This is a genomic window from Kitasatospora sp. CM 4170, assembly GCF_032110285.1.
GTDB lineage: Bacteria > Actinomycetota > Actinomycetes > Streptomycetales > Streptomycetaceae > Kitasatospora > Kitasatospora aburaviensis.
Genome location: NZ_CP134877.1, coordinates 2,188,493 through 2,201,887, shown reverse-complemented (window position 1 = coordinate 2,201,887; position 13,395 = coordinate 2,188,493). Strand labels below are relative to the sequence as shown.

At 74.9% G+C, this 13,395-nt stretch carries 2 protein-coding genes; both read left to right on the top strand.

Annotated elements, in window-relative coordinates; genetic code table 11:
- Positions 1-9 precede the first annotated feature (9 nt).
- Entirely contained in the window at positions 10-11,889 is an 11,880-nt protein-coding gene (locus RMN57_RS08670) for a non-ribosomal peptide synthetase (protein ID WP_313767750.1), read from the top strand.
- Between the two features lie 95 nt (positions 11,890-11,984).
- Complete coding sequence (locus RMN57_RS08665; protein WP_313762809.1) at positions 11,985-13,250, top strand: cytochrome P450; 1,266 nt, start codon at positions 11,985-11,987, stop codon at positions 13,248-13,250.
- The last annotated feature ends 145 nt before the right edge of the window (positions 13,251-13,395 follow it).

The window sequence follows — 13,395 nt, the reverse complement described above, 5'->3', positions numbered from 1 at the left end:
GAGTTGTTGATGCACATCCGGCGCGGCGGAGTTTCGCCGGTACGGTCGAGATCCACGTCGCAGTTCCTCAATTCCCGTTCGCCGACGCGGAATTCCCCGTCCGCCGAAGCGGACCCCACATTCTCCGAACCACGAAGACGCCAGGGAGCACGTGCCGTGAAGCAGTCACGCATCGAGGACCTTCTGCCTTTGTCCCCGCTTCAGGAGGGGCTGCTGTTTCACGCGCAATTCGCCGAGGACAGCCTCGATGTCTACCTCTCCCAGCTGGCCGTCCGGATCGAGGGCCCGGTCGACGTGCCGGCCATGCGCGCGGCCGCGAACAGCCTGGTCCGCCGCCATGCCGGCCTGCGCGCCTCGTTCCGCCGCCGCAAGAGCGGCGAGCCGATGCAGGTGATCCAGCGCGGAGTCGAACTCCCGCTGGACGTCGTGGACTTCCGTGACGTGCCGGCGGACGAGCAGCCGGCGCGGGTCCGCGCGTTCGCGGCCGAGGACCGTACCCGGGGCTTCGACATGGAGCGCCCGCCGCTGCTGCGTCTGACCATGGTCCGGGTTGCCGAGGACGCCTTCTGGCTGATCCTCACCTCGCACCACATCCTGCTGGACGGGTGGTCCTCGCCGCTGGTCGTCCAGGAGCTCTTCCAGCACTACCGCGCGGGCGGGGAGGACACCACCCTGCCGCCGGTCACCCCGTACCGCAGCTACCTGGCCTGGCTCGCCAAGCAGGACCGGGGCGCGGCCGAGGAGGCCTGGCGCGGCGCGCTGGCCGGCGTCGACGCGCCGACCCTCCTGGTCCCGGAGGGCGACCGCAGCACCTCCGTCCCGCCCGAGGACCTGGTCGGCGAGCTGCCCGAGGACCTCACCCGCCGGCTCACCGACCTGGCCCGGCGTACCGGCGTCACGCTCAACACGGTGGTGCAGAGCGCCTGGGCCGTCCTGCTGGGCCGGCTGACCGGCCGCACCGACGTGGTCTTCGGCGCGACCGTCTCCGGCCGCCCCGCGGACCTGCCCGGGGTGGAGTCCATGGTCGGCCTGTTCATCAACACCCTGCCGGTGCGGGTGGAGATCGACCCCACCCGCTCCTGGACCGAGCTCCTGACCGAGGTCCAGCGGCGGCAGACCGCGCTGCTGGACCACCACCACCTCCCGCTCTCGGCGATCCAGGCGCTGACCCCGGTCACCGGCGAACTCTTCGACACCCTCGTCGTCTTCGAGAACTACCCGCTCACCGAGGGCGCCGGGGAGGAGCCCGCCGCCGAGGGGCCCCGGATCACCGACCTCACCGGCCAGGACGCCACCCACTACCCGCTCACGCTCTTCCCGACGCCCGGCCCCACGCTGCGGATGCGCCTCGGGTACCGGCCGGACCTGTACGACCGGGCCGGCGCCCAGCAGGTGCTGGACGCCGTCCACCGCCTGCTGGAGCAGATCGAGGCGGACCCGGCACTGCCGGTGAGCCGCGCCGAGGTGCTCGCCCCCGAACAGCGCCGCCGCGTCCTGGAGGAGTGGAACGAGGCCGGCGGACCGCCGCCGGCGACGTCGGTGCACGAGCTGTTCGAGGCCGCGGTCGCCGCCGACCCCGCGGCGGTCGCGCTGGTCGCCGGCGGTGCCGAGCTCTCCTACGGCGAGCTGGACGCGCGCGCCGACCGGATCGCCCACCTGCTGGCCGGCCTCGGGGTCGGCCCGGAGACGCCGGTCGCGGTGGCCCTGCCGCGCGGCGCGGACCTGGTGGCCACCCTGCTCGCCGTCCAGAAGAGCGGCGGCGTCTACATCCCGCTCGACCCGGAGTACCCGGCGGAGCGGATCGACCACATCCTGGCCGACGCCGCGCCCGCGGTCGTGCTGACCGACTCCACGGTGGCGTCGGTGCCCGAGCGGGCGGGCGTCGAGCGCGTCCTGCTGGACGATCCCGCGGTCCGCGAGCGGCTGGCCGCCCTGCCGGGCGACGTCTTCGCCACCGCCACCCCGGCCACCGGGGCCAACCCGGCGTACGCCATCTACACCTCGGGCTCCACCGGCCGCCCCAAGGGCGTCGTCGTCACCCGCGACAACCTGGCCAACTTCGTGGTCGACATGCGGGAGCGCTTCGCCCTGCGGCCGGGGGACCGGCTGGCCGCGGTGACGACGATCTCGTTCGACATCGCCGGCCTGGAGCTGTACGTCCCGCTGGTCTCCGGCGCCACGGTGGTCCTGGCCGACCGCGACGAGGTGCGCGACGTCGACCGGCTGGCCGAGCTGCTGCGGGAGTCCGGAGCCTCCGTCATGCAGGCCACCCCCACCCTCTGGCAGGCGCTGGTCGCGCAGCGGCCGGAGGCCCTGGCCGGGCTGCGCGTGCTGGCCGGCGGAGAGGCGCTGCCCGCCGGGCTGGCCGACCGGCTGGTCGAGCTGTCCGCCGGGGTGACCAACCTGTACGGCCCGACCGAGACCACCGTCTGGTCGACCGCCGCCGAGCTCGACGCCTCCGGCCGCACCCCGGTGATCGGCCGCCCGATCGCCAACACCCAGGTCTACGTGCTCGACGCAGGCCTGTCGCTGCTGCCGCCCGGCGTTCCCGGCGACCTCTACATCGCCGGCGAGGGCGTGGTCCGCGGCTACCTCGGCCGCCCCGACCTGACCGCCGAGCGCTTCGTCGCCAGCCCGTACGGCCCGGCCGGCAGCCGGATGTACCGCACCGGCGACGTGGCCCGCTGGACCGCCGACGGGCAGCTGGAGTTCGCCGGCCGCACCGACGACCAGGTGAAGGTGCGCGGGTTCCGGATCGAGCTCGGCGAGATCGAGACGGCGCTCTGCGCACTGCCGGAGGTCGCCCGGGCCGCCGTGGTCGCCCGCGAGGACGCCTCGGGCGAGAAGCGCCTGGCGGCCTACGTGGTGCCCGCTCCGGGGGCGGCCGTGGCCGTCCCCGCCCTGCGCCGTGGCCTCGCCGAGCGGCTGCCCGAGTACATGGTGCCCGCGGCCTTCACCGTACTGGACGCCCTGCCGCTGACCCCGAACGGCAAGACCGACCGCAAGGCGCTGCCCGCGCCCGACTTCACCGCCGCCGCGGCGGCCGTCGCGCCGCGGACGCCGCAGGAGGAGATCCTCTGCGGCCTCTTCATGGAGACCCTGGACCTGCCGTCGGTCGGCGTCCACGACAACTTCTTCGACCTCGGCGGCCACTCGCTGCACGCGACCAGGGTGGTCAGCCGCACCCGCACCGCCTTCTCGGTCGAGCTGCCGCTGCGGGTGCTCTGGGAGGCGCCGACCGTCGCCGAGCTCGCCGCCCGGCTGCGCGAGGCCGACAGCGCCCGGCCGCCGGTGGTGGCCGTGGAGCGCCCCGAGCGCATCCCGCTGTCCTACGCGCAGCGCCGGCTCTGGTTCCTCAACCGGTTCGAGAACGGCGCCGCCGCGCACAACATCAGCATCGGCCTGCGGATGACCGGCGAGCTCGACCACGAGGCACTGCGGGCGGCCGTCCGGGACGTCACGGCCCGGCACGAGATCCTGCGCACCCTCTTCCCCGAGACCGACGGCGCCGCCCGGCAGCTGATCCTCTCCCCGGAGCAGGGCGCGGCCGAGCTGGTCGTCCGCGACCTCGCCGAGGAGGAGCTGGAGGCGGCGATCGCCGAGCAGGCGGCCCGCGACTTCGACCTGGCGACCGAGACCCCGCTGCGGGTCACGCTGCTGCGCCTCGCCCCGGCCGACCACGTGCTGCTGATCATCATCCACCACATCGCCGGTGACGGCTGGTCGGTCGGCCCGTTCGCCCGCGACCTCACCGCGGCCTACCTGGCCCGGGCCGCCGGCGACGCCCCCGCGTGGGAGCCGCTGCCCGTCCAGTACGCGGACTTCACCATGTGGAGCCACGAGGTCCTGGGCGACGAGGGTGACCCGCGGAGCGTGGTCGGGCGCCAGCTCGACTTCTGGCGCGGCCGCCTCGCCGGAGCCCCCGACGTGCTGGCCTTGCCGACCGACCGGCCCCGCCCGCCGGAGGCCGACTACACCGCCGAGACCGCCGAGCTGGAGATCTCCCCGGAGCTGCACCGTGCCCTGGCCGGCGTCGCCCGCAAGACCCAGAGCAGCCTCTTCATGGTGCTCCAGGCCGGCCTCTCCTCGCTCTTCACCGCCCTCGGCGCCGGCGAGGACATCCCGATCGGCTCGCCGATCGCCGGGCGCAACGACAAGGCGCTCGAAGGGATGATCGGCTTCTTCGTCAACACGCTGGTGCTGCGCACCGACACCTCCGGCGCCCCGACCTTCCGCGAACTGCTGGACCGGGTCCGGGAGTACGACCTCGCCGCGTACGCCAACCAGGACGTGCCGTTCGAGCGCCTGGTGGAACTGCTCAACCCGGAGCGCTCGCTCGCCTGGCACCCGCTCTTCCAGATCTGGCTCAACGTCCAGAACCTGGAGGCCGCCTCCAGCGCACCGGTCGGCCTGCCCGGCGTCGAGGCCGCGGCCCACCCGGTGCCGGTCAACGCGACCCAGTTCGACCTGGCGTTCACCTTCAACGAGAGCACCGCGCCGGACGGCACCCCGGCCGGCATGCAGGCGCTGATCGACTTCCGGCTCGACCTCTTCGACCGCGCCACCGTGGAGGACCTCTTCCGCCGGCTGGTACGGCTGCTGGAGCGGGTCGCCGCCGACCCGGAACTGCGGGTCGCCGACCTCCCGCTGCTGACCGACACCGAGCAGGCGGTACTCGCGGCCGCCAACGACACGGCGCGCGACCTCCCGCCGGCGACCTTCCCCGAGCTGTACGCCCGCCGGGTCGCGGCGGCCCCCGACGACGTCGCGGTGGCCTTCGAGGGCGAGGAGCTGACCTTCGCGGAACTCGACCGCCGCGCCAACCGCCTGGCCCACGTGCTCCGCACCGAGGGCGCCGCACCCGAGCGGTTCGTCGGCCTGGCCCTGCCCCGCTCGCCGCTCTGGCCGACCGCGGTGCTCGCGGCGCACAAGGCCGGCGCGGCCTACCTGCCGCTCGACCCGGCCTACCCGGCCGACCGGCTCGCCCACATGCTCGCCGACGCCCGCCCGGAGGTCGTCGTCACCACCCGCGAGATCGCGGCGGGCCTGCCGCTCTCCGCCGGGACGGCGGTGCTCCTGCTCGACGACGAGGCGACCGCCGCCCGGGTCGACGCCGCCCCGGACACCGCGCCCGAGGTGCGGCTGACGGTCCAGCACCCGGCGTACGTCATCTACACCTCCGGCTCCACCGGCCGGCCCAAGGGCGTGGTCGTCCCGCACGCGGGCTTCGCCAGCCTGCTCGCCGGCTACGTCGAGGCGCTCGGCCTCGGCCCGGGCAGCCGGGTCCTGCAGTTCGCCTCGCCGAGCTTCGACGCGGCCTTCGCCGAGCTGTGCAAGGCCCTGCTCTCCGGCTCGACGCTCGTCCTGGCGCCGCCCGCGCGGCTGGACCCGGGCGCCCCGCTGGCCGGCCTGCTGGCCGAGCAGCGGGTCACCCAGGCGACCATCCCGCCCGCCGCGCTCGGCGTGATGGCCGACGACGAGATCCCGGCCGGTCTCACCCTGCTGGTCGCCGGCGAGGCGACGCCGCCGGAGCTGGCCGGCCGCTGGTCGGCGGGCCGCCGGATGGTCAACGCCTACGGCCCGACCGAGACCACCGTCTGCGCCACCATCAGCGCCCCGCTCGCGGGCGCCGTCGAACCGCCCATCGGCACGCCCGTCCCGAACACCCGGGTGCACGTGCTGGACCGCGCCCTGCGGCAGGTCCCGCCGGGCGTGCCCGGCGAGGTCTACATCGCCGGCGCCGGGCTCGCCCGCGGCTACCTCGGCCGGCCCGGCCAGAGCGCCGAGCGCTTCCTGGCCGACCCGTTCGGCCCGGCCGGCAGCCGGATGTACCGCACCGGCGACCTCGCCCGGTGGACCAGGGACGGCGTGCTGATGTTCCTCGGCCGCGCCGACGAGCAGGTCAAGCTGCACGGCTTCCGGATCGAGCTCGGCGAGATCCGCTCGGCGCTGCTGCGCCGGGAGTCGGTCGCCCAGGCCGAGGTGCTGGTCCGCACCGACCGGCCGGGCGAGCAGCGACTGGTCGCCTACGCCGTCGCGGAGAGCGGCGCCGCGCCGCTCGACGGCGCCGCGCTGCGCACCGCCGTCGCCGCCGAGCTGCCCGAGTACATGGTGCCCGCGGCGGTCGTGGTGCTCGACGCCCTGCCGCTGACGCCGAACGGCAAGACCGACCGGAAGGCCCTGCCGGCCCCCGACTTCGCCCCGGCCGCGGGGGCCGTGGCCGCCCGCACACCCGAGGAGGAGCTGCTCGCCTCGCTGTTCGCCGAGATCCTCGGGGTGGCGGAGGTCGGGGTCCACGACAACTTCTTCGACACCGGCGGCGACAGCATCATGTCGATCCAGCTGGTGCGCCGCGCCCGCAACGCGGGCCTCACGCTGAGCCCGCGGGACGTCTTCGAGCACAAGACGGTCGCCGCCCTCGCCCGGGCGGTCGCGGCCCAGGCCCCGGCCGGGGAGGCCGCGCAGCCGGCCGCCGCGGCCCCCGTCCCGGCCGGCGCCGGCGTCGGCCCGGTGCCGCTGACGCCGATCATCCACTGGATGCGCGAGCGCGGCGGGCGCCCGGACCGGTTCAGCCAGACCAACCTGCTGGTCGTCCCGGCCGACCTCGGGCAGCAGCGGCTGGAAACCGCCCTGCAGTCCGTGCTCGACCACCACGACGTGCTGCGGATGCGCCTCGGCCGCACCGGCGGCGTGGTGTGGAACCTGGAGGTGCCCGAGCGCGGCACCGTCCGCGCCGCCGACCTGCTGCGCCGGACCGACGTCGCCGGCCTCTCCGCCGAGCAGACCCAGGCCCGCATCCTCGACGAGGCCAAGGCAGCCTGGGACCGGCTCGACCCGGAGGCCGGGGTGATGCTCCAGGCCGTCTGGTTCGACGCCGGCGCGCACGCCCCGGGCCGGCTGCTGCTGACCGTCCACCACCTCGCCGTCGACGGCGTCTCCTGGCGCATCCTGCTGCCCGACCTGGCCCAGGCCTGGTCGGCGGCGGCCGGCGGCGCGCCCGCCGAGCTCGACCCGGTCGGCACGTCCTTCCGCGAGTGGGCGCAGCTGCTCACCGACGCGGCCCAGGCACCGGAGCGGGTCGAGGAGCTGCCGCACTGGCTGGAGACCCTCGCCGAGCCGGAGCCGGAACTGGCCGACCGGCCGCTGGACCCGCGGCGGGACGTCACCTCGACCACCCGCCGGATGGTCCTGGAACTGCCGGTCGCGGAGACTGCCGCCCTGCTCACGACCGTGCCCGCGGCCTTCCACGCCCGGGTCAACGACGTGCTGCTCTCCGCCTTCGCCGCCGCGGTCGCCGAGTGGCGCCGTACCCGGGACCGCGGCGAGGGCCCGATCCTGGTCAACCTGGAGGGCCACGGCCGCGAGGAGATCGCCGAGCAGGTCGAGCTCTCCCGCACGGTCGGCTGGTTCACCAGCCTCTTCCCGGTCCGGCTGGACCCGGGCCCGCACGACTGGGCGGACTTCGCCGCCGGCGGCGGCTCGGCCGGCCGGGTGCTGAAGCGGATCAAGGAGCAGCTGCGCGCCCTGCCGGACAACGGCATCGGGTACGGCCTGCTGCGCTACCTCAACCCGCAGACCGCGCCGGTGCTGTCGCGGCTGCCGGAACCCCGGATCAGCTTCAACTACCTCGGGCGCTTCGGCGGGGCCGGCGCCGCCGGCGACGAGGTGCTGACCGACTGGGCGACCGCCCCGGAGGGCTTCGACGCCGACGGCGGCAGCGACCCGGACCGTCCGCTGGCACACGTCGTCGACATCAACGCCCTGACCCAGGACCTGCCGGACGGGCCGCGCCTGGTCGCCGACCTCGCGTGGGCGGGCGAGCTGCTGAGCGAGGAGGACGCCCGCGCGCTGGGCGAGAACTGGATCCGTGCCCTGACCGCCCTGGTGCGCCACGCCGAGCGGTCCGAGGCGGGCGGCTACAGCCCGTCCGACCTCACCCTCGTCCCGCTCTCCCAGGAGGAGATCGACGCGGTGGAGTCGGCCGGCCACGAGCGGCTGGAGGACGTCCTGCCGCTCACCCCGATGCAGGAGGGCCTGCTCTTCCACAGCCAGCTGGCCGAGGAGGGGCCGGACATCTACACCATCCAGCTCGGCATCGACATCGCCGGACCGCTGGACGCCGGCCGTCTCCGCGAGGCGGCGGCCGCCCTGCTGCGCCGGCACCCGAACCTGCGGGCGGGCTTCCGCCAGCAGGGGCTGAGCCGGCCGGTACAGGTGGTCCTCGGCGACCTCGAACTGCCTTGGACCGAGCTGGACTTCACCGACCTGCCGGAGGACGGCCGGGCGGCCCGGCTGGACGCGCTGATGGACGAGGACCGGCTGCGCCGGTTCGACCCCGAGCGCCCCCCGCTGCTGCGCTTCACCCTGATCCGGATGGGCGAGCGGATCTCCCGCTTCCTGATGACCAACCACCACCTGCTGCTGGACGGCTGGTCGGGCCCGCTGCTGGTGCGCGAGCTCTTCGCGCTCTACGAGTCGGGCGGCGACGAGTCCGTGCTGCCCGAGGTCACCCCCTACCGGGACTACCTGGCCTGGCTCGGGCGGCAGGACAAGCAGGCGGCCCGCGCCGCCTGGGGCGAGGTGCTCGCCGGGGTGGACGGCGCGACGCTGATCGCACCCGAGGCCGGCGACGCCGCGGACGCCGTGCCGGGCGACGTCCTGGTCGAGCTGGACGAGGCCGCCACGGCCGCGGTGACGGCGCTCTCCCGACGCTTCGGGGTCACCCTGAACACGGTGGTGCAGACGGCCTGGGCGGTGGTGCTGGGCCGGTTGACCGGCCGCTCCGACGTGGTGTTCGGCAGCACCGTCTCCGGGCGGCCCGCCGAGCTGCCGGGCGTGGAGCACATGGTCGGCCTGTTCATCAACACCGTGCCGGTGCGGATCGCGCTCCCGGCCGGCCGGACGTGGGCCGGCCTGCTGGACGACGTCCAGCGCGGGCAGACGGCGGTGATGGACCACCACCACCTGGGCCTGCAGGACATCCTGCGGCTGGTCGACTCCGACCGGCTGTTCGACACCATCGTGGTCACCGAGAACTTCCCGTTCGAGGGCGACGGCGACGGCGCCCCGGACGACGGCGAGGGCCTGCGGATCGTCGGCGGCTACGGGTCGGACGGCAACCACTACCCGGTGAGCCTGGTCGCGATGCCCGGCCGCCGGCTGCGGCTGCGCCTGGGCTACCGGCCGGACGCGCTCGCCCGCGAGGCCGTGGAGGCGGTCGGCGCCCGCCTGGTCCGGGCGATCGGCGCCATGACGGCTGCGCCGGAGCAGCCGGTGGACCGCACCGACCTGCTCGCCGACGACGAACGCCGCACCCTGCTGGAGGAGTTCAACGACACCGCGCGGCCCGCCCCGGCCCTGGTGCCGGAGCGCTTCGAGGCGCAGGCCGCCCGCACCCCGGACGCACCGGCGGTGCTGCTCGCGGACGGCTCCGGGCTGAGCTACGCCGAGCTGGACGCGGCGGCCGACGACCTGGCCGCGGAGCTGGTCGAGGCGGGCGTCGGGCCGGAGCGGCTGGTCGCGCTGGCGCTGCCCCGCTCGGCGGAGCTGCTGGTCGCCGCGCTCGCGGTGCTCAAGGCGGGCGGCGGCTACCTGCCCGTCGACCCGGGCGACCCGGCCGACCGGCTGGCGTACGTGCTCTCCGACGCGCGGCCGGTGCTGGTGCTGAGCCGGTCGGACGTCGCCGCCGGACTGCCGGCGGTGGACGCCCCGGTCCGGCTGCTGGACCGGCGGAGCCCGGGCGACCGGACGGCACGGGCCGCCGGCGCCGACCCGCGGTGGCGCGCGCAGGCCCCGGCCTACGTGATCTACACCTCCGGCTCCACCGGGCGCCCGAAGGGCGTGGTCATCGAGCACCGCTCGTTCGCCCAGTACCTGGACTACGCGACCGAGGCCTACCCCTCGGTTCGGGAGCGGGCGCTGCTGCACTCGCCGGCCTCCTTCGACATGGCGGTGACCACCCTGTTCGCCCCGCTGGTGAGCGGCGGCTGCGTCCACGTGGCGGAGCTGGAGCAGGCCGAGGGCGAGCGGCGGCAGCCGGCCTTCCTCAAGGCCACCCCCTCGCACCTGGCGCTGCTCGCGGGCCTGGACCGGGAATGCTCCCCGGCGGCCGAACTGGTGGTCGGCGGTGAGCAGTTGCTCGGCGAACCGCTGCAGGAGTGGCGCGCCGCCCACCCGGGCGTGGCCGTGGTCAACGAGTACGGGCCCACCGAGGCGACCGTCGGCTGCGCCGTGCTGCGGCTGGAGCCGGGCGACCCGGTGGCCGCCGGGGCCGTGCCGATCGGCCGGCCGACGCCGAACACCCGGCTGTACGTCCTGGACGCCGGGCTGCGCCCGGTGCCGCACGGCAGCGCCGGCGAACTGTACATCGGCGGCGCGCAGTTGGCCCGCGGCTACCTGGGCCGGCCGGACCTCACCGCGGCCCGCTTCGTGGCCGACCCGTTCGGCGCGCCCGGCGGGCGGCTCTACCGCACCGGCGACCTCGCCCGGTGGGACGCGGCCGGGCGGCTGGAGTACCTGGGCCGGATCGACGACCAGGTCAAGGTCCGCGGCTACCGGGTCGAACTCGGCGAGATCGAGGCCGCGTTGACCGCCGACCCGGAGGTCGGCCAGGCCGTGGTGGTGCTGCGGGAGGACGCGGGCCGGAGCCGGCGGCTGGTCGGCTACCTGGTCCCCGCCGCGGGCGGGCCGGAGGTCGCCGCGGTGCGCGAGCGGCTGGCGGCCCGGGTGCCCGAGTACATGGTCCCGGCGGCCTTCGTGGTGCTCGACGAGCTGCCGCTGAACGCCAACGGCAAGGTGGACCGCCGGGCGCTGCCGGCGCCCGAGTACCGCGCCGCGCAGTGGAGCGGCCCGAGCACCCCGCAGGAGGAGATCCTGTGCGGGCTGTTCCGGGAGGTGCTGGGGGCCGAGGTGGTCGGCGTCCACGACAGCTTCTTCGACCTCGGCGGCGACAGCATCCTGGCGATGGGCCTGGTCAACCGGATCCGCTCGGCCTTCGGCGTCAAGCCGAGCATCCGTACCGTGCTCGCCGCGCCGACGGTCGCGGAGCTGGCCGGCCGGCTCGGCGGCGAGGCCGACCAGAACGCGCTCGACGTCCTGCTCCCGCTGCGCGAGAACGGCAGCCGCGCGCCGCTGTTCTGCGTGCACCCCGCTGGCGGGCTGAGCTGGTCGTACGCGGCCCTGCTCCGGCACGTGGACGCCGAGCACCCGGTCTACGGCCTGCAGGCCCGCGGGCTGGTCGGCGGCGACCCGCTGCCGGAGTCGATCGAGGAGATGGCGGCGGACTACGTCGAGCAGGTCCGCAAGGTCCAGCCGGCCGGTCCCTACCACCTGCTGGGCTGGTCGCTCGGCGGCACCGTGATCCACGAGATGGCCGCCCAGCTCCGCGCCGCCGGCGAGGAGGTGGCGCTGCTGGCCAACCTCGACGAGTACCCGCTGGACCGCTCGCAGCCGCTGCCCGACCGGGTGCCGGACGAGCAGGACGCGCTGCGGACGATGCTCGACTTCGCGGGCCACGACGTGGACGCCCTCGGGGACGCCCGGCTGGAGCACGCCCAGGTGGTGGCCGTGCTGCAGGAGCGGCAGAGCGTGCTCGCCAGCCTGGACGAGGCCGCCGTGGCCGCGCTGGCGCGGGTGTACGCCAACAACCGGCGGCTGTTCCTGGCCTACCGGCCGCCCAGGTACGACGGCGACCTGCTGGTGCTGGTCGCCGAGCCGGACCGCTCCCGCCCCGGCTCCGACCTCGCCGACCGGGTCGGCGCCTGGAAGGAATTCGTCGGCGGCCGGATCGAATTCCGGGTGATCGGCTGCGACCACCCGTACCTGCTGCAGCCGGAATGGGCCGCGGAGGTCGGCCGGGTGGTCAACGAGAGGCTCCGGGAACTCAGGTGACGCGCACCCCGGCCGGCCGGCGGACCGGCCGGCCGGGAGGCGCGAGAAGGCTCGTGAGAAGGCCGCCGCGAAGGCGCGCGAGAAATGGTGGAGAAATGACCGTGCAGACGACCGGAAGCAGGACCGCGGTGCCCGATGGGATCTCGGCGGTGAACCTGGCGGACCCGAAGTCCTACCTCGAGAACGACATGGACGCGTACTGGCGGCGGCTGCGCGCCGACCACCCCGCGTACCGGCACGGCCGGGACGGTGAGTATCCCGAGTTCTGGGTGGTCAGCCGCTACGCCGACGTCATGGCCCTGTACCGGGACGACCGGCGGCTCACCTCGGAGAAGGGCAACGTCCTGGTGACGCTGCTGGCCGGCGGCGACTCGGCGGCCGGCCAGATGCTGGCGGTGACCGACGGCCGGCGCCACAAGGACCTGCGCAACGTGATGCTGCGGGCGTTCTCGCCGCGGGCACTGGCCCACGTGACCGACCTGGTGCGCACCAACACCCGGGCGCTGGTCTCCGACTTCGTGCGCCGCGGCTCGGGCGACTTCGCCGCCGAAGTCGCCTCGGTGATCCCGATGACCACGGTGGGCGGGCTGCTCGGAGTCCCGCAGCGGGACCACCCCTACCTGCTCGGCCTGACCAAGTCGTCGCTCAGCTCCGACGAGGCCGACCAGGCCCCCGAGGAGGCCTTCCTGGCCCGCAACGAGATCCTGCTCTACTTCAGCGACCTGGTCGCCGAGCGGCGGGCCGACCCGCAGGACGACGTCATCACCACCCTGACGCAGAGCGACATCGACGGGGTGCCGCTCACCGACCAGGACATCGTCTTCAACTGCTACAGCCTGATCCTGGGCGGCGACGAGACCAGCCGGCTCAGCATGATCGAGGCCGTCCACGCCCTCAGCCGCGAGCCGGAGCAGTGGCGGCGGCTCAAGCAGGGCGAGGTCACCCTGGAGTCGGCCGTCGAGGAGATCCTGCGCTGGGCCTCCCCGGCGATGAACTTCGGCCGCCGCGCCCTGGTCGACATCGAGTTGCACGGCGAGACGATCAAGGCCGGCGACGTGGTCACGCTCTGGAACATCTCGGCCAACCGGGACGACGCCGTCTTCGACGACCCGTTCACGCTGGACCTCGGGCGCACCCCGAACAAGCACATCACCTTCGGCTACGGCCCGCACTTCTGCCTGGGCGCCTACCTGGCCCGGGTCGAGGTGAAGGAGATGCTCGACGCGCTGCGCACCTTCACCACCGGCTTCGAGCTGACCGGCGAGCCGCGCCGGATCCACTCCAATCTGATGACCGGTATGTCCTACCTGCCGGTGGGCTTCACCGCGGACGAGGCGGGGCTGGCCACCGCCGGCTCCTGACCCCGCCGCACCGCACCGCACCGGCCCGGCGCCGCCCCTGGGGAGGCGCCGGGCCGGATTCCGTGCGGCGTACTCAATTACTTGCAGTGCCGTTGTCGGTGTCGTCGCGCGGCCGGAAGGCTGGCACGTGAGATTTCTGCCTGGC